This window comes from Streptomyces sp. LUP30, assembly GCF_001746365.1.
Classification (GTDB): Bacteria; Actinomycetota; Actinomycetes; order Streptomycetales; family Streptomycetaceae; genus Streptomyces.
Genome location: NZ_MJAJ01000022.1, coordinates 1 through 17,305, shown reverse-complemented (window position 1 = coordinate 17,305; position 17,305 = coordinate 1). Strand labels below are relative to the sequence as shown.

At 71.5% G+C, this 17,305-nt stretch carries 14 protein-coding genes; 9 read left to right on the top strand and 5 right to left on the bottom strand.

Features of this window, described 5'->3' with window-relative positions:
- The first annotated feature begins 14 nt into the window (after positions 1-14).
- Positions 15-1,640 carry a chaperonin GroEL gene (gene groL / locus BG482_RS19510; RefSeq protein ID WP_069770363.1) on the top strand — a complete coding sequence of 542 codons (1,626 nt, stop codon included), beginning with the start codon at positions 15-17 and terminating at the stop codon, positions 1,638-1,640.
- 100 nt (positions 1,641-1,740) lie between these two features.
- Here groL and BG482_RS19505 read toward each other — a convergent pair whose 3' ends face one another.
- The 3 genes from BG482_RS19505 to BG482_RS19495 form a co-directional block, all read right to left on the bottom strand.
- The gene (locus BG482_RS19505) at positions 1,741-2,445 is read right to left on the bottom strand and encodes an ester cyclase (RefSeq protein ID WP_069770362.1); all 705 of its coding nucleotides are present in this window, start codon (positions 2,443-2,445) and stop codon (positions 1,741-1,743) included.
- A gap of 89 nt (positions 2,446-2,534) precedes the next feature.
- The gene (locus tag BG482_RS19500) at positions 2,535-3,308 is read right to left on the bottom strand and encodes an SDR family oxidoreductase (protein WP_069770361.1); all 774 of its coding nucleotides are present in this window, start codon (positions 3,306-3,308) and stop codon (positions 2,535-2,537) included.
- Between the two features lie 96 nt (positions 3,309-3,404).
- A complete protein-coding gene (locus tag BG482_RS19495; RefSeq protein WP_069770360.1) occupies positions 3,405-4,073 on the bottom strand; it encodes an MOSC domain-containing protein in 669 nt (222 codons plus the stop codon).
- A gap of 80 nt (positions 4,074-4,153) precedes the next feature.
- Here BG482_RS19495 and BG482_RS19490 point away from each other — a divergent pair, with 80 nt between their 5' ends.
- A complete protein-coding gene (locus BG482_RS19490; RefSeq protein ID WP_069770359.1) occupies positions 4,154-5,074 on the top strand; it encodes a LysR family transcriptional regulator in 921 nt (306 codons plus the stop codon).
- A 100-nt stretch (positions 5,075-5,174) separates the two neighbouring features.
- Here BG482_RS19490 and BG482_RS19485 read toward each other — a convergent pair whose 3' ends face one another.
- Positions 5,175-5,504, bottom strand: coding sequence for a WhiB family transcriptional regulator (locus BG482_RS19485; RefSeq protein WP_057584636.1), 330 nt, complete (start codon positions 5,502-5,504; stop codon positions 5,175-5,177).
- Positions 5,505-5,884: 380 nt separating this feature from the next.
- On the opposite strand from BG482_RS19485, the gene BG482_RS19480 reads away from it, so the two are divergent.
- From BG482_RS19480 to BG482_RS19465, 4 genes are all read left to right on the top strand, one after another.
- Entirely contained in the window at positions 5,885-6,496 is a 612-nt protein-coding gene (locus tag BG482_RS19480; protein ID WP_003948568.1) for a response regulator transcription factor, read from the top strand.
- A gap of 401 nt (positions 6,497-6,897) precedes the next feature.
- Positions 6,898-7,485 carry a sigma-70 family RNA polymerase sigma factor gene (locus BG482_RS19475; RefSeq protein WP_057584634.1) on the top strand — a complete coding sequence of 196 codons (588 nt, stop codon included), beginning with the start codon at positions 6,898-6,900 and terminating at the stop codon, positions 7,483-7,485.
- Positions 7,486-7,640: 155 nt separating this feature from the next.
- Positions 7,641-9,143: an IMP dehydrogenase gene (guaB, locus tag BG482_RS19470; RefSeq protein WP_069770358.1), complete on the top strand. Its 1,503-nt coding sequence runs from the start codon at positions 7,641-7,643 to the stop codon at positions 9,141-9,143.
- A 118-nt stretch (positions 9,144-9,261) separates the two neighbouring features.
- Positions 9,262-10,386 carry a GuaB3 family IMP dehydrogenase-related protein gene (locus BG482_RS19465; RefSeq protein ID WP_069770357.1) on the top strand — a complete coding sequence of 375 codons (1,125 nt, stop codon included), beginning with the start codon at positions 9,262-9,264 and terminating at the stop codon, positions 10,384-10,386.
- Positions 10,387-10,464: 78 nt separating this feature from the next.
- On the opposite strand, the gene BG482_RS19460 is transcribed toward BG482_RS19465, so the two are convergent.
- Positions 10,465-11,673, bottom strand: a complete 1,209-nt coding sequence (locus BG482_RS19460) for a nucleotide sugar dehydrogenase (RefSeq protein WP_069770356.1) — start codon at positions 11,671-11,673, stop codon at positions 10,465-10,467.
- Positions 11,674-12,086: 413 nt separating this feature from the next.
- On the opposite strand from BG482_RS19460, the gene BG482_RS19455 reads away from it, so the two are divergent.
- The 3 genes from BG482_RS19455 to BG482_RS19445 form a co-directional block, all read left to right on the top strand.
- Positions 12,087-13,793: a glycerol-3-phosphate dehydrogenase/oxidase gene (locus BG482_RS19455; protein WP_079141926.1), complete on the top strand. Its 1,707-nt coding sequence runs from the start codon at positions 12,087-12,089 to the stop codon at positions 13,791-13,793.
- 498 nt (positions 13,794-14,291) lie between these two features.
- Positions 14,292-16,427 (top strand): serine/threonine-protein kinase, encoded by a 2,136-nt coding sequence (locus tag BG482_RS19450; protein WP_069770354.1) that lies wholly within the window; start codon positions 14,292-14,294, stop codon positions 16,425-16,427.
- Between the two features lie 145 nt (positions 16,428-16,572).
- Positions 16,573-17,305 (top strand): protein kinase (locus BG482_RS19445; protein ID WP_256096411.1); only part of this gene is annotated, 733 nt, incomplete at its 3' end.

The window sequence follows — 17,305 nt, the reverse complement described above, 5'->3', positions numbered from 1 at the left end:
GCTGAACCGCTCCCATGGCGAAGATCCTGAAGTTCGACGAGGACGCCCGTCGCGCCCTTGAGCGCGGCGTCAACAAGCTTGCCGACACCGTCAAGGTGACGATCGGCCCCAAGGGCCGCAACGTCGTCATCGACAAGAAGTTCGGCGCCCCGACCATCACCAACGACGGCGTCACCATCGCCCGTGAGGTGGAGCTCGAGGACCCGTACGAGAACCTCGGCGCCCAGCTCGTGAAGGAGGTGGCGACCAAGACCAACGACATCGCGGGCGACGGTACGACCACCGCCACCGTGCTCGCGCAGGCGCTCGTACGCGAGGGCCTCAAGAACGTCGCCGCCGGCGCCTCCCCGGCCTCCCTGAAGAAGGGCATCGACGCCGCCGTCAAGGCCATCTCCGAGGATCTGCTGGCCACCGCCCGCCCGATCGACGAGAAGTCCGACATCGCCGCCGTCGCCGCGCTGTCCGCCCAGGACCAGCAGGTCGGCGAGCTCATCGCCGAGGCGATGGACAAGGTCGGCAAGGACGGCGTCATCACCGTCGAGGAGTCCAACACCTTCGGTCTGGAGCTGGACTTCACCGAGGGCATGGCCTTCGACAAGGGCTACCTGTCGCCGTACTTCGTGACGGACCAGGAGCGCATGGAGGCCGTCCTGGAGGACCCCTACATCCTCATCAACCAGGGCAAGATCTCCTCGATCGCCGACCTGCTGCCGCTGCTGGAGAAGGTCATCCAGACCAACTCCTCCAAGCCGCTGCTGATCATCGCCGAGGACCTGGAGGGCGAGGCGCTCTCCACCCTCGTCGTCAACAAGATCCGCGGCACCTTCAACGCGGTCGCGGTCAAGGCCCCGGGCTTCGGCGACCGCCGCAAGGCGATGCTGCAGGACATGGCCGTCCTCACCGGCGCCACCGTCATCTCCGAGGAGGTCGGCCTCAAGCTCGACCAGGTCGGCATCGACGTGCTCGGCTCCGCCCGCCGCGTCACCGTCACCAAGGACGACACCACCCTGGTCGACGGCGGCGGCAACTCCGGGGACGTCGTGGGCCGTATCGCCCAGATCAAGGCCGAGATCGAGAACACCGACTCCGACTGGGACCGCGAGAAGCTCCAGGAGCGCCTCGCGAAGCTGGCCGGCGGCGTGTGCGTGATCAAGGTCGGCGCCGCCACCGAGGTGGAGCTGAAGGAGAAGAAGCACCGTCTGGAGGACGCCATCTCCGCGACCCGCGCCGCGGTCGAGGAGGGCATCGTCTCCGGTGGCGGTTCCGCGCTGGTCCACGCCGCCAAGGTGCTGGAGGGCGGCCTGGGCAAGACCGGCGACGAGGCCACCGGTGTCGCCGTCGTCCGCCGCGCCGTCGTCGAGCCGCTGCGCTGGATCGCCGAGAACGCGGGCCTCGAGGGCTACGTCATCACCGCCAAGGTGGCCGAGCTCGACAAGGGCCAGGGCTTCAACGCCGCCACCGGCGAGTACGGCGACCTGGTCAAGGCCGGCGTCATCGACCCGGTCAAGGTCACCCGCTCCGCCCTGGAGAACGCCGCCTCCATCGCCTCCCTCCTCCTGACGACCGAGACCCTCGTCGTCGAGAAGAAGGAAGAGGAGGAGCCGGCCGCCGGCGGCCACTCCCACGGCCACTCCCACTGACCCAGGTCGGTACCCACGGCACGAACCGAGGCCCGGCGCCCTGCAGACAAGAGGCGCCGGGCCTCGGCGTGCGTCCGCCGCTCCCGCGGCCGCCGGCCCGCTACTGCAGCGCGTCCAGCGCCCCCAGCTGGTCCATCAGGCCGAGCCGGTCGTACTGCCACCAGGCCTCGACGATCTTCCCGTCCTCCCGGCACCGGAAGATCGTCGCCCCGGTCATCGTGACGCTTCTGCCCGTGGCCGGGATCCCCATGAAGTCGCCCTTGTGGGCCCCGCGCCAGGTCCATCGGTTGCACACCCGGTCGCCCTGGGCGATCTGGTCGTCGAGCACGAAGTCGAAGTCGAAGCCGCTGCGCCACGCCTCGATCTCCCGGCGCATCGCGTCCATCCCCATCGTGTCCTGCGGGTTGGCCGGATCGTGGTCGTGGTACTCCTCGGCGATCAGCCCGTCGAGCGGCGGGAGCTCGCCCCGCGTGCCGATCGTGTCGAAGAACAGCCGTGCCGTCCGCGTGTACAGCTGTTCGTCCCGCACGACGTCGAGGTCCGTGAACGTCGGCATCTCGTCGCACAGGGCGACCAGCTCCTGGAAGACCTTGCCGGTCTCCGGGAGGTTGGAGTTGCGCATCGCCTCCTCGTACGAGGGGAACTCCACGATCTCGATGAAGTGCGAGTCGTCGGAGCGGTCCTTGGCGACGACCGCGTGGGTCGCGGTCCGCTTCCCCCGGGTCTGCTCGACCCATGTGTCCATCAGCCGGTCCATCTCGTCGAACCGGCTGGTCCTGCAGTCGATGAGCTGTACGAACGTCATGACGCCGCCTCCGGCCCCCCTGGGTCCCGGTCCCGTCCCGTCCATTTTCCCACCGGAGCGCCCACGTCACCCGTTCACCGCCGCACCCGTCACTGCGGCCCGTACTTGCGGCCCGTCCTCGAGCTGATCCCGCCCAGCAGCGACCGGGGCGTCACCTTCACCAGGCCCATCAGCGCCTTGTAGCGCGGGTCGGGGATCGACAGCGACTTGCCGCGCGCCAGGTCGTGCAGCGCCGCCGCGACCAGCTTGTCCGCGTCCAGCCACATCCAGCCCGGGATGTTGTCCGTGCCCATCCCGGCCCGCTCGTGGAACTCGGTGCGCACGAAGCCCGGGCAGAGCGCCATCAGCCGCACCCCGCTGCCCGCCAGGTCCTTCGCCGCGCCCTGCGTGAACTGCACGACCCACGCCTTGGACGCCCCGTAGGTCCCGCGCGGCACGAAGGCCGCCACGGACGCCACGTTGACGACCCCGCCGCGGCCGCGCTCGCGCATCGCCGCCGTCGCCGCCGAGGTCAACCGCAGCACCGCCTCGCAGTGCACCTTGAGCATCTTCAGCTCGTCGGCCATGGACACGTCGAGATAGCGGCCCTTGTTGCCGAAGCCGGCGTTGTTGACCAGCAGGTCGACGGGGTTCTTGCGGTCCCCGAGGCGGGCGGCCACCGCTTCGATGCCCTGGTCCGTGGCGAGGTCGGCGGTCAGCACCTCGGCCTCGATGCCGTGCCGGTCGTGCAACTCGGTCGCCTGCTCACGCAGGCGCTTGGTGTCCCGTGCCACGAGGACGAGATCGTGCCCGTCCGCCGCCAGTCTGCGCGCGAACGCGGCGCCGATGCCTGCGGTCGAACCCGTAATGAGAGCCGTTGTCATGGCGCAAGGTTAGTGACCCGCGGTGCGAGGATCCGCCCTCTGCACGCTGCCTCCCGAACGTGAAGGCCTCGTGAGCGCCCACTCGGTGAGAACGGCTCAGCCCCCGTGCTCCGCCACGTACTTCCGGGCCGCGGCGAGCGCCTCCGGATGCAGGGCCTCACCTGCCGCGAGCAGCCGGGGCAGCAGTTCCCGGTGCGTGGTGACGGCCTGGAACTGCATACGGGCCGTCACCTCGTGATCCGGCACATGGACGATCTCCACCGCGTCCCCCGCGCGGACGTCGCCCGCGACGATCACCCGGAGGTACGCGCCCGTCGCCGCCTTGTGCGTGAACCGCTTCACCCACTGCTGCTCGCCCAGATGCCCCTGGAAGGTGAGGCACGGTATCCGCCCGGCGGTCACCTCCAGCACCACCTCGGACCCGATCCGCCAGCGCTCGCCGATCCGCGCCCCCGAGACGTCGAGGCCCGCCGTGGTGAGGTTCTCGCCGAACACGCCGTTGCCCAGCGGGCGCCCCAGCTCGTGCTCCCACGCGTCGAGGTCCTCGCGCGCGACGGCGTACACCGCCTGGTCGTCGCCGCCGTGATGGCGCAGCTCGCACACCGCGTCCCCGGCCAGACCGCTCCCCCCGACCCCCTTCGGGCCGGGCGCCGAGACCCGTACGGGCCCCTCGACCGGCCGCTTGTCGATGCCGGTCAGCCCCTGCGGCTGGCCGGTGTACGGAACGGCCTTCGGACGGCCGAGATTGACTGACAGAAGCCTCATGACGGCACGGTAGGCGACCCGACGTCAAAGTGTCGACGCATTATTCGCGCCGGAACCCAAGGGTCCCTTATGCTTGACGGATGATCGAGGCCCGTCATCTCCGTGTGCTGCGCGCCGTGGCCACCACCGGCTCCTTCTCGGCGGCCGGGCGGGAACTGGGCTGCACCCAGCCCGCCGTCAGCCAGCAGATGAAGGCCCTGGAGGCGTCCGTCGGCACGCCTCTGCTGGTCCGCAGCGGCCGTGAGACGCGGCTGACCCAGGCGGGCGAGGCCCTCGTCCGGCACGCGGTGGGGATCCTGTCCGGACTGACGGCGGCCGAGGAGGAGGTCGCCGCGATCGCGGGACTGCGCGCGGGCCGGGTCCGTCTGGTCTCCTTCCCCAGCGGCAGCTCCACCCTGGTGCCCACCGCCCTCGCCGCGCTGCGCGCGGCGCACCCCGGCACCCGGGTGTCCCTGGAGGAGGCCGAGCCGCCGCGCTCGGTCGAGCTGCTCCGGGAGGGGGACTGCGACATCGCCCTCGCCTTCCGCTACGAGCGCGCCACGGGCGACGCCGCCATGGCGGGCCCCGGCGAGGGCGAGTGGGACGACCTGGTCGTGCGCCCTTTGCTGACGGACCGGCTGGTCGCCCTCGTGCCCGAGCGGCACCGCCTCGCGCGCGTGGGGTCCGTCGCCATCGACGATCTCGCCGCCGAGCCGTGGATCGCCGGCTGCCCGCGCTGCCGCGGCCAGCTGGTGCAGGTGTGCGAGCGGGCGGGCTTCACGCCCCGCATCGACTTCGCGACCGACGACTATCCGGCGGTGGTCGGTCTGGTGGGCGCCGGGCTCGGCGTCGCCGTCCTGCCCGAGCTCGCCATCGAGTCGGTGCGGCCCCGGGGCGCCCGCGCGGTCGCGTTGGAACCGGCGGTGCGGCGGGAGATCGTCGCGCTCACCCTGCCGGACCTGGCCCAGGTGCCGGCGGTGACGGCGACGCTGGAGCAGCTGGGACGCGCCGCGCGGCGCTGACGCCGCGGCACGGAAAAACGGAGAGCACGCGCGCGTGCTCTCCGATTCGCCGGATTTCGCTGGGCCGGCTTTTTCCGGCCACTTTCGCAGAAACGTTCCTTCATGTGTTCGAAGCGGTGTCTCTCGCGCCTGACGACGCCGACACCAGGCGGTTGCGCGCCCGCCCCATGAGCTCTTCGCGCTCGTCCTCGGTCAACCCGCCCCACACCCCGTACGGCTCGCGAACCGCCAGGGCGTGAGCCGCGCACTGCGCGCGGACCGGGCACCTCATGCAGACCTCCTTGGCCGAGTTCTCTCGAGCGCTCCGAGCCGCCCCGCGCTCACCCTCCGGATGGAAGAAGAGCGAACTGTCCACTCCGCGGCAGGCAGCCAGAAGCTGCCAGTCCCACAGGTCCGCGTTCGGTCCGGGAAGGCGGGAGAAATCTGCCATTGCGTGACCCCTTGTAGCCGTTCTGAGCGGATACGGTGCCCACGACCGTACAACTACGATCTAAGGAGATGAAAATATGACTCATTGCGAATCTAGCCTCAGACACCAGCAAAAGGGAAGAAATAGGGCTAAACGGGGCACGGGTTGTGATGAAAGCTTGAGGGTCCGTGTGGCTGACTCCTCTGTGTCCGGCCCCTCACGTAGAGTGCCGAAGAATGCACGCGGCCCCGTAACTCTTTCGAGTGACCGTCGTTGAGAGTGCGGTGGCGGTCGGAAACACAAAACGCTCGGGCAGGCGTCCGAGGCGGTCGACCGCACAGGTGACGATTCGTACCAGCCTGGAGGCACAAGGTGACGCGCATCAGCTGCGGAGGGCGGCCATGACTTCCGTCCTCGTCTGCGACGACTCCCCGCTTGCCCGAGAGGCGCTCCGCCGGGCGGTCGCGACCGTGCCCGGCGTCGAGCGCGTGACGACGGCGGCCAACGGTGAGGAGGTGCTCCGCCGCTGGGGCGCCGACCGCTCGGACCTGATTCTGATGGACGTACGCATGCCCGGACTGGGCGGCGTCGAGACCGTACGGCGACTGCTGTCCGCCGACCCCGGGGCGCGGATCATCATGCTGACCGTCGCGGAGGACCTCGACGGCGTCGCCCTCGCGGTCGCGGCCGGCGCCCGCGGCTATCTGCACAAGGACGCCTCGCGCGCGGAACTGCGGGCGACCGTCACCCAGGCGCTCGCCGACCCGACGTGGCGGCTCGCCCCGCGCCGGCTGCGTTCGGCCGAAATGGGTGCGGCCCCCACGCTCACCGCGCGGGAGATCCAGGTCCTCGAAGGCATGAGCCACGGCCGCTCCAACGCGGAGATCGGCCGTGAGCTGTTCCTCTCCGAGGACACCGTCAAGACGCACGCCCGACGGCTGTTCAAGAAGCTCGGCGCCTCGGACCGCGCGCACGCGGTGGCGCTCGGCTTCCGGTGGGGACTCGTCCGCTAGGGCCGTTCCCACCGCCCGCCCGGCCCGCGGCCCCGGAGCGTTCCGGGGCAGGACGGGCCTGGGCCGTCCGGTGGATCGCACCGGTTCGAGGTGACATCGGTCATTCATCGAGGAGAGCGGGCTCATGGGCGAACCTCCCTGCTCAGAGGCGGTCCGAGGGCCGACCGAGGGCTCCCGTCGGCGCACCGCGGGCGGGGGCTGCACAGGGTCCCGGCGGGCGCCCGCTGCTCGTTTCGCCGCGGATGCCGCATCCTTGAGGTGTGGAGTTCCTCGGGGACGAGTCGGTCGAGCGGAAGGGGAGGGCGCAGGGGATGAGTGCCGGCGCACCTGCTCATAACGCTTCGGTGCACAACGAAGGGCACGGTGCCGCGGCCGGTCCGGCCGCAGTGCACCATGGACCGATGCGCGATGACGAGGCGGTCACTGCCGTGGGGACGATCGGAGCACTCGTCCATCGCGCGGTGGACGGCGACGAGCAGGCGACCCACGACCTGCTGGCCCACGTCCATCCGCTGGCGCTGCGCTACTGCCGCACCCGGCTGTCCCGGCTGCCCGGCGACGCCCGCCACTTCGTGGAGGACCTCGCCCAGGAGGTCTGCGTCGCGGTCCTGCTCGCCCTGCCCCGCTACCGGGACACCGGCAGGCCCTTCGAGGCCTTCGTCTTCGCCATCGCCGCCCACAAGGTCGCCGACCTGCAGCGGGCCGCGATGCGCCATCCGGGCTCGACGGCGGTCCCGTCCGACGAGATGCCCGAACGGCCGGACGACTCGCTCGGCCCCGAGGAGCGCGCCCTGCTCAGCAGCGACGCGGAGTGGGCGAAGAAGCTCATGGCCAACCTGCCCGAGAACCAGCGCGAGCTGCTCCTGCTGCGCATCGCGGTGGGGCTCACCGCCGAGGAGACCGGCCAGATGTTGGGAATGTCACCCGGAGCGGTCCGCGTGGCCCAGCACCGGGCGCTCAGCAGACTGCGGGCGCTCGCCGAGCAGTGACGAATCCCGGTGGCCGCGCCGTCGCTGAACGGCCCGGTCGCCGATTCCGTACGAACATACGAAGACCGCACGCGCACGCGACCGTGGAATTCGGGCGGCGCGCTTCCCGTTAGCATGGACATCCGCACCGATCAAGGCCATTTGGGGAAGGTGTCATGACTGCCAACGTCGACGGAGTGCCCGGAAAATTCGCGACCCTCGGGCTGACCTACGACGACGTGCTGCTGCTGCCGGGTGCATCCGAGGTGCTCCCCAACGCGGTCGACACCTCGTCCCGCATCTCCCGCAACGTGCGGGTCAACATCCCGCTGCTCTCGGCGGCGATGGACAAGGTGACCGAGTCCCGCATGGCGATCGCGATGGCCCGCCAGGGCGGCGTCGGCGTGCTGCACCGCAACCTCTCCATCGAGGACCAGGTCAACCAGGTCGACCTGGTGAAGCGCTCCGAGTCCGGCATGGTCACCGACCCGATCACGGTGCACCCGGACGCGACGCTGGCCGAGGCCGACGCCCTGTGCGCCAAGTTCCGCATCAGCGGTGTGCCGGTCACCGACGGCGGCGGCAAGCTGCTCGGCATCGTCACCAACCGCGACATGGCCTTCGAGACCGACCGTTCGCGCCAGGTGCGCGAGGTCATGACCCCGATGCCGCTGGTCACCGGCAAGGTGGGCATCTCCGGCGTCGAGGCCATGGAGCTGCTGCGCAGGCACAAGATCGAGAAGCTTCCCCTGGTCGACGAGGCGGGCGCCCTCAAGGGCCTCATCACGGTCAAGGACTTCGTCAAGGCCGAGAAGTACCCCCGGGCCGCCAAGGACGCCGAGGGCCGGCTGCTCGTCGGCGCGGCGGTGGGCGCCAGCCCCGAGGCGCTGGAGCGCGCCCAGGCCCTCGCCGAGGCCGGCGTGGACTTCCTGGTCGTCGACACCTCGCACGGCCACAACAGCAACGCCCTCAGCTGGATGTCGAAGATCAAGTCGAGCGTGCGCGTCGACGTGATCGGCGGCAACGTCGCCACCCGTGACGGTGCCCAGGCCCTGATCGACGCCGGTGTCGACGGCATCAAGGTCGGCGTGGGCCCCGGTTCGATCTGCACCACGCGCGTGGTCGCCGGCATCGGCGTCCCGCAGGTCACCGCCATCTACGAGGCGTCCCTCGCCGCCCGTCCGGCGGGCATCCCGCTGATCGGCGACGGCGGCCTGCAGTACTCCGGCGACATCGGCAAGGCGCTCGCCGCCGGCGCCGACACGGTGATGCTGGGCAGCCTCCTCGCGGGCTGCGAGGAGTCGCCGGGCGAGCTGCAGTTCATCAACGGCAAGCAGTTCAAGTCCTACCGCGGCATGGGCTCGCTGGGCGCCATGCAGTCCCGCGGCCAGGCCAAGTCGTACTCCAAGGACCGCTACTTCCAGGCGGAGGTCGCGGCCGACGACAAGCTCGTGCCCGAGGGCATCGAGGGCCAGGTGCCCTACCGCGGCCCGCTCGGCAACGTCCTGCACCAGCTCGTCGGCGGTCTGCGCCAGACCATGGGCTACGTGGGCGCCGCCACCATCGAGGAGATGGAGAGCAAGGGCCGCTTCGTGCGGATCACCTCCGCGGGCCTCAAGGAGAGCCACCCGCACGACATCCAGATGACGGTCGAGGCGCCGAACTACAGCAGCAAGTAGGCGTTCCGCGCGCGTGGGACACCGCGACGAGGGCGGTCCCGGGGCATCCGGGGCCGCCCTCGTCGTACCCGTCGGCGATACTGGAAGACGCTGAACGCATCAGGGAAAGGCCACAAACGTGACTGAGATCGAGATCGGGCGCGGCAAGCGCGGCCGCCGGGCGTACGCCTTCGACGACATCGCCGTCGTCCCCAGCCGCCGTACGCGGGACCCGAAGGAGGTCTCGATCGCCTGGCAGATCGACGCCTACCGCTTCGAGCTGCCCTTCCTGGCGGCTCCCATGGACTCGGTCGTCTCCCCGGCCACCGCGATCCGCATCGGCGAGCTGGGCGGCCTGGGCGTACTGAACCTCGAAGGCCTGTGGACCCGCCACGAGGACCCGCAGCCGCTGCTCGACGAGATCGTGAGCCTGCCCGTGGAGGCGGCCACCCGACGGCTCCAGGAGATCTACGCCGCTCCCATCAAGGAGGAGCTGATCGGGCAGCGCATCAAGGAGGTGCGCGACTCGGGTGTGGTCACCGCCGCCGCGCTCTCCCCGCAGCGCACGGCCCAGTTCTCCAAGGCCGTCGTCGACGCGGGCGTGGACATCTTCGTCATCCGCGGTACGACCGTCTCGGCGGAGCACGTCTCCGGCTCGCACGAGCCGCTCAACCTGAAGCAGTTCATCTACGAGCTCGACGTCCCGGTGATCGTCGGCGGCTGCGCCACCTACACCGCTGCCCTGCACCTGATGCGCACGGGTGCGGCGGGCGTCCTGGTCGGCTTCGGCGGCGGCGCGGCGCACACCACGCGCAACGTGCTGGGCATCCAGGTCCCGATGGCGACGGCGGTCGCCGACGTGGCCGCGGCCCGTCGCGACTACATGGACGAGTCCGGCGGCCGCTATGTGCACGTGATCGCGGACGGCGGCGTCGGCTGGTCCGGCGACCTGCCCAAGGCGATCGCCTGCGGCGCCGACTCGGTGATGATGGGCTCCCCGCTGGCCCGCGCGACCGACGCGCCGGGTCGTGGCCACCACTGGGGCATGGAGGCCGTCAACGAGGAGCTGCCGCGCGGCAAGAAGGTCGACCTCGGCACGGTCGGCACCATCGAGGAGGTCCTCGCGGGTCCCTCGCACACGCCCGACGGCTCGATGAACTTCTTCGGCGCCCTGCGCCGCGCCATGGCCACCACCGGCTACAGCGAGCTCAAGGAGTTCCAGCGCGTGGAGGTCACGGTGGCGGACTCGGTGCACCGCCGCTGACCCCGGCGCCCCGCAGGACCCTCGAAAGGGGCCGGCTCCTCACCCGGGTGAGGAGCCGGCCCCTTTTCCTGCGTCGGTTCACAACCGGTGCGCCGCTCCCGTGGGAGTCGCCCCCCGCGTGTCGAGCAGGAGCTGCGCCTTCACCGACAGGCCCTGGAGGTCGTAGGTGCGGTGCTGCTGGAGGAGGATCGTGAGGTCGGCGTCGGCGGCGGCTTCGTAGAGGGAGTCGGCGCGCGGGACCGGGCGGTCCAGAACGCTCCAGGACGGGACGTGCGGGTCGTTGTAGCTGACGGCCGCGCCGAGCTCCATGAGGCGGATCGCGATCTCGCGCGCCGGGGTGTTCTGCTGGTCGGCGAGGTCGGGCTTGTAGGTGACGCCGAGCAGCAGCACGCGTGCGCCCCGGGCCGATTTGCCGTGCTCGTTGAGGAGGGCGGCGGCGCGCTGGACGACGTAGCGGGGCATGCGGCTGTTGACCTGCTGGGCGAGTTCGACCATGCGCAGGGGGCTGCCGGGGTGGCCGGTGCGGTCCAGGGGGACGGAGTGGCCGCCGACGCCGGGTCCGGGACGGAAGGCCTCGAAGCCGAAGGGCTTGGTCTCGGCGCAGCGGAGGACGTCCCACAGGTCGACGCCCAGGTCGTGGCAGAGGACGGCCATCTCGTTGACGAGGGCGATGTTGACGTGCCGGAAGTTGGTCTCCAGGAGCTGTACCGTCTCGGCTTCGCGCAGGCCGCGCGCGCGTACCACCTTGTCGGTCAGACGGCTGTAGAAGGCGGCGGCGGACTCGGTGCAGGCGGGGGTGAGCCCGCCGATGACCTTCGGGGTGTTCGCCGGGGTGAAGGCGCGGCTGCCGGGGTCGACCCGGCTGGGGGAGTAGGCGAGGTGGAAGTCGCGGCCCGCGCGCAGGCCCGACGTCTCCTCCAGCAGCGGCCGCAGGAAGTCCTCCGTGGCCCCGGGGTGCACGGGCGACTCCAGGATCACGGTGGTGTGGGGACGCAGGTGTCCGGCGAGGGTGCGGGCGGCCGCCTCCACCTGGCTCAGGTCGAGTCCGCCGTCCGCGTCGCGCGGGGTCGGGGCGCAGATGACGGCGGTCCGCACCCGTCCCAGTTCGGCGGGGTTGGTGGCGGGCCGGAAACCCTCCGAGAGCATCCGGCGCAGTTCGGCGGGGCTGAGGGAGCCGGCCTCGGGGCCGGTGCGGTAGCCGACGGTGGGGATGCCGGCGGCGACGGCGGCCTGAGCCAGGGGCAGGCCGAGCGGGCCGAGTCCGATGACGGCGAGATCTGCGGGCATGGCGTATGCCGTCCTTCCCAGTAACCGAGGTGGGACAGGTGCGCAAGCCCGGTGGACAGGATGGACGAGCGCAATGTCAGACTAGGAGTAAATATGACCGTTATGCGGGATTGATCGACTGTGTTGGGCCGACTGTGTCGCCCGGCCGGGGTCGGCCTTCCGCGACCAGCGGCCACCGCCGCCTCCGCCGCCCCCGCACGGCCCGCGCGGTTCGGTGGACAACGGTGCGAGCAGCCGTGTGAGCAGCGGTGTTCTTCCGACGGGCCGCATCCGGTCCCGGGCGAGTCGGCCACAGGCCGGAGGCGTGTGGTGGCTGATGTCGGGCATCAAGGTCAGAATTTGGGCATGAGGGATAGGAACCGGGTCTCGCCCTGACAGGGTGCGGCCGGCGCGACCGACAGCGGGAGGCAGCGGTGAGGACAGCGACACTGGGGCCGGCACAACGAGCAGAGTCACTGGCGGCCATGGCCGAGCGCGAGCTGGACGTGCTGGTGGTGGGCAGCGGTGTGGTCGGCGCGGGCACCGCCCTGGACGCCGTGACCCGCGGCCTGTCCACGGGACTGGTCGAGGCGCGCGACTGGGCGTCCGGCACGTCGAGCAGGTCGAGCAAGCTGATCCACGGCGGTCTGCGCTATCTGGAGATGCTGGACTTCGCCCTCGTGCGGGAGGCGCTCAAGGAGCGCGGCCTGCTGCTGGAGCGGCTCGCCCCGCACCTCGTGAAGCCGGTGCCCTTCCTGTATCCGCTCCAGCACAAGGGCTGGGAGCGGCTGTACGCGGGGTCGGGCGTCGCGCTGTACGACGCCATGTCCATGGCCCGCGGGCACGGCAGGGGCCTGCCGACGCACCGTCACCTGAGTCGCCGCCACGCCCTGCGCGTCGCCCCCGCGTTGAAGAAGGACGCGCTGGTCGGCGCGTTGCAGTACTACGACGCCCAGATGGACGACGCCCGCTTCGTCGCCACCCTGGTGCGCACCGCGGTGTCCTACGGGGCCAAGGCGGCCAACCGCGCGCGCGTGACGGGCTTCCTGCGCGAGGGCGAACGGGTCGTCGGCGCGCGGGTCCAGGACCTCGAGGCGGGCGGGGAGTACGAGGTCCGCGCCCGGCAGATCGTCAACGCCACCGGCGTGTGGACCGATGACACCCAGGCGATGGTCGGGGAACGCGGCCAGTTCCACGTCCGCGCCTCCAAAGGCATCCACCTCGTCGTCCCCCGGGACCGCATCAGCTCCTCCACGGGGCTCATCCTGCGCACCGAGAAGTCGGTGCTGTTCGTGATCCCCTGGGGGCGGCACTGGATCGTCGGCACGACCGACACCGACTGGGACCTCGACAAGGCCCACCCGGCCGCCTCCAGCGCCGACATCGACTATCTCCTCGAACATGTGAACTCTGTGCTCGCGACCCCCCTGACCAGGGACGACGTCGAGGGCGTGTATGCGGGCCTGCGGCCGCTGCTGGCCGGCGAGTCGGACGCCACCAGCAAGCTGTCCCGTGAGCACACCGTCGCGCACCCGGTGCCCGGGCTGGTGGTCGTGGCGGGCGGCAAGTACACGACGTACCGGGTGATGGCGAAGGACGCCGTCGACGAGGCGGTCCGCGGGCTCGACCAGCGGGTGGCCGACTGCGTCACGGAGGACGTGCCGCTGCTGGGCGCCGAGGGCTACCGGGCGCTGTGGAACGCGCGGGCGCGGATCGCGGCGCGGACGGGCCTGCACGTGGTGCGGGTCGAGCATCTGCTCAACCGGTTCGGGACGATGGCGGAGGAGGTGCTGGACCTCGTCGCCGAGGACCCGTCGCTGGGCGAGCCGCTCCAGTTCGCCGACGACTATCTGCGCGCCGAGATCGTCTACGCCGCCTCGCACGAGGGCGCCCGGCATCTGGACGACGTGCTGACGCGCCGTACGCGCATCTCCATCGAGACGTTCGACCGGGGCACCCGCAGCGCCCGGGAGGCCGCCGAACTGATGGCGCCGGTCCTCGGCTGGGACAAGGCCCGCATCGAGCGCGAGGTCGAGCACTACGAGAAGCGGGTCGAGGCCGAGCGCGAGTCCCAGCGCCAGCCCGACGACCTGACGGCGGACGCGGCCCGGCTGGGGGCCCCGGACATCGTGCCGCTCTGACCTTCACCCTCCGTCGCGCGCCGACTCCCCGGTGGCGTCGGACGGCCTGTTCCGGCGTGCTCCGGCAGTGTTCGGGCGTGTTCCCGCGGTGCTCCGGTCTCAATGGCGTTCCGGTCTCGGACCGTCTTCGGATTTCCTTCGGAGCGTTTCACTCGAACGGGTGTATCGCACCGGGATCCCTGTTCGTGACCGGAGCGTTGTACGGGGTGCGAGGACAGAACTCGGCAGCGGACAGGGCCGGTTCGAGGCCGGGTGCTGCGATCGCCGTCGGGTCCGCCCGGAACGTGAGGGCACCCGCTCGCCCGGCGCGGCAGCGCACGGCGTCACGGATTCTCCTTCCGCGTCACGCCCTTCGGGCGGAGCGTGGTGCACCTTCTGGCCGGAATGCGTCACCTGCCGGGTGCGACCGGGAGGCGATGAGGGGCACCCTGGGCGTCGGGCACTTGTCGGGTGAGGGACAATGGAGGCTCTGTCAGGGCGGGTTGCATGAGGGGACGCATGTCGGAGGCGGAGCGGGCGGGAACACCCCGTCAGGACAAGAGCGCACGTCTCCTCGCCGGGCGGTACCGGCTGGGAGACGTACTCGGCCGCGGCGGCATGGGGACGGTGTGGCGCGCCGAGGACGAGACCCTCGGACGCACGGTCGCCGTCAAGGAGCTGCGGTTCCCGGGGAACATCGACGAGGACGAGAAGCGCCGGCTGATCACGCGGACGTTGCGCGAGGCCAAGGCCATCGCGCGGATCCGCAACAACAGCGCGGTGACGGTCTTCGACGTGGTCGAGGAAGACGACCGGCCGTGGATCGTGATGGAGCTCGTCGAGGGCAAGTCGCTCGCCGAGGTCATCCGCGAGGACGGCGTGCTGAAGCCGAAGCGGGCGGCGGAGGTCGGTCTGGCGATCCTCGACGTGCTGCGGTCGGCACACCGTGAGGGCATCCTGCACCGGGACGTGAAGCCGTCGAACGTGCTGATCGCCGAGGACGGCCGGGTGGTGCTCACCGACTTCGGCATCGCCCAGGTGGAGGGCGACCCGTCGATCACCTCCACCGGCATGCTCGTCGGGGCGCCCTCGTACATCTCCCCGGAGCGGGCCCGCGGGCACAAGCCGGGGCCGGCGGCGGACCTGTGGTCGCTCGGCGGTCTGCTGTACGCCTCGGTCGAGGGCTCGCCGCCGTACGACAAGGGCTCCGCGATCGCCACGCTCACGGCGGTGATGACCGAGCAGTTGGAGGAGCCGAAGAACGCGGGTCCGCTGAAGGACGTCATCTACGGCCTGCTCACCAAGGATCCCGCGCGCCGGCTCGACGACGCCGGTGCGCGGGCGATGCTCAACGCCGTGCTCCATGCGCCCGAGCCCGGTCATGCCGAGCCGGCTGACGTGACGAAGGTCGTGCCGCTGCCGGCTCAGCCCGACGAGCCCGCGGGCAAGGGGAGTTCGGCGGGCACGGAGGCGGGCGAGAAGCTGCGCGGGGCGTTCCGGTCCGTGCGGAAGGCCGCCGTCGCGGCGGGCGCGGCCACCTCGGCGGCAGCCTCCCGCGCCAAGCCGACCGGCGGGGCAGGCGCTTCCGGTTCGGTGAGCGCGGGTGAAGCGCAGCAGGACGGTGCGGTCCGGGGTGCCGGGGCAGCCGCCCCGCCCGCCCGTCCCACGCCCGCCTCGGCGCCGACGTCCAGGCCGGCGACCGGGGCGGCGGCTGGATCCGCGGCGTCGTCCGCGTCCGTGCCGGCGGCCCGCTCCGGGAACGGTGCGAGCACCGTCTCCGCCTCGCGGTCCGGTTCGAGTTCCGCCATGGGTTCCGGTTCTGGTTCCGGTTCGGGCGCGGGAGCGCAGGGCGGGGGCGCCGGGCGGAGTTCGGGGTGGCCCGTCATGACGCCTCCGGACCTGCCGCCGCGCCCCGTGCCCAGGGCGCCGCTGACCGACGTGGTGCCCAAGCGGACGTTGGTCATCATCGCCGCGGTGGTGCTGCTCGCGGTGCTCGGCACCGTGCTGGCCCTCACGCTCGGCGGTGACGACGACAAGGCGAGCGGCGCGAAGGGCGGCGGGACGGTCGCCGGCGCGAGCCCGGGCGCCGGCACCAAGGAGGACGGGAGCGGCGGGACCCACACCGGTGGGTCGCAGTCCGCCTCCGCCTCCGGTTCCTCCTCCAACGACACCGCGGTGGCCGGAGGCGCCGGGGCCGGCGTCACCCCCGGCGGTGCCGGCGAGGCGGCGACGACGCCGCACAAGGGTGCTCAGGGCTACTCGATCGGCCTGCCCGCGGGGTGGAAGTTCAAGACCTCCTCCGGCGACGGCGACCGTTTCACCGGCCCCGACGGGCAGAAACTGCTCGTCGCCTGGACGACCACGCCCAAGGGCGACCCGCTGACGGACTGGAAGAACCAGGAGCGCTACATGGTGCGCTCGCAGTACAAGAAGATCCAAATAGCGCAGGTGCCCTACCGCGGCTGGAAAACGGCCGACTGGGAGTTCACCTACACGGAGGGCGGGACGGCGTACCGCACCGTCGACCGCGGGTTCGTCGTGAACGACGGGCTCGCGTACGCGCTGATGTACACCGCGAAGTCGGCCGCCTGGGACACCGCTCTGCGGGAGACCACGTGGAAGGCGCTCACGGACACCTTCAAGCCGAAGAAGTAGCCGTCGCCGGACGGCCGGGTTCGGGGTGAGATCCTGCATCCCCTCTTTGCGGGTTGCCTCCGGCACGTATCGTGAGTGCTTGCGGACCGTACGCATCCAGCTATAAGGCCGGATTCGGCTGTAACGGCACGCAGGACGAACGGAATTGACCGACCGGGCGGCCGGGGGAGGCAACGTGGACGACTATGCGGGTCGGGTACTCGTCGACCGCTACCGCCTGCCGTTGCCGCCCTCGGACGAGTACGAACTCACCGAGTCCCGCGCCTTCGACACCTACAGCGGGCAGGAAGTCCTGGTCCGCCAGGTGCCGTTGCCGGAGGTCGTCGAGGCCGAGGTGCTCGACGCGGAGGGCCTGCCCGAGGGGTTCACGGCGCGTGAGCGCGGGGCTCGGCGGCCCACCGGCCGGGCCGCGGGCGCCGGCGCGGGGACCCGGCGGCCCGCCGACCCCGTCGTACGGCGGGCGATGGAGGCGGCCCAGGCGACGGCGAGCATCCCCGACCACCCACGGCTCGACCAGGTCTTCGACGTGTTCGCCGAGGGCGGCTCGCTGTGGATAGTGAGTGAACTGGTGGCCGCGCGCCCGCTGTCGGCGCTGCTCGCCGAGAAGCCGCTGACGCCGTACCGGGCCGCCGAGGTCGCCTCCGACGTGCTGATGGCGCTACGGGTGCTGCACGCCCATGGCTGGGTGCACCGCAACATCACCGCCCGCACGGTCCTCGTCTGCGACGACGGGCGGGTGATGCTGACCGGCCTCGCGGTCGGCGCGGCGGAAGAGGCGCTGTGCGGGTACGACCCGGTGCCGGCCGCGGACCCGGCGCCCGCGCCCGGCGATGGCGGCCACGGCGACGGAGCCGGCGGGACCGGCGGCCGCGCCGGCA

Bases quoted from the DNA above. Each gene is read 5' to 3' on its own strand.
- groL (WP_069770363.1), top strand. From the start codon at position 15: ATGGCGAAGATCCTGAAGTTCGACGAGGACGCCCGTCGCGCCCTTGAG.
- BG482_RS19505 (WP_069770362.1), bottom strand. From the start codon at position 2,445: ATGACGTTCGTACAGCTCATCGACTGCAGGACCAGCCGGTTCGACGAG.
- BG482_RS19500 (WP_069770361.1), bottom strand. From the start codon at position 3,308: ATGACAACGGCTCTCATTACGGGTTCGACCGCAGGCATCGGCGCCGCG.
- BG482_RS19495 (WP_069770360.1), bottom strand. From the start codon at position 4,073: ATGAGGCTTCTGTCAGTCAATCTCGGCCGTCCGAAGGCCGTTCCGTAC.
- BG482_RS19490 (WP_069770359.1), top strand. From the start codon at position 4,154: ATGATCGAGGCCCGTCATCTCCGTGTGCTGCGCGCCGTGGCCACCACC.
- BG482_RS19485 (WP_057584636.1), bottom strand. From the start codon at position 5,504: ATGGCAGATTTCTCCCGCCTTCCCGGACCGAACGCGGACCTGTGGGAC.
- BG482_RS19480 (WP_003948568.1), top strand. From the start codon at position 5,885: ATGACTTCCGTCCTCGTCTGCGACGACTCCCCGCTTGCCCGAGAGGCG.
- BG482_RS19475 (WP_057584634.1), top strand. From the start codon at position 6,898: ATGCGCGATGACGAGGCGGTCACTGCCGTGGGGACGATCGGAGCACTC.
- guaB (WP_069770358.1), top strand. From the start codon at position 7,641: ATGACTGCCAACGTCGACGGAGTGCCCGGAAAATTCGCGACCCTCGGG.
- BG482_RS19460 (WP_069770356.1), bottom strand. From the start codon at position 11,673: ATGCCCGCAGATCTCGCCGTCATCGGACTCGGCCCGCTCGGCCTGCCC.
- BG482_RS19450 (WP_069770354.1), top strand. From the start codon at position 14,292: ATGTCGGAGGCGGAGCGGGCGGGAACACCCCGTCAGGACAAGAGCGCA.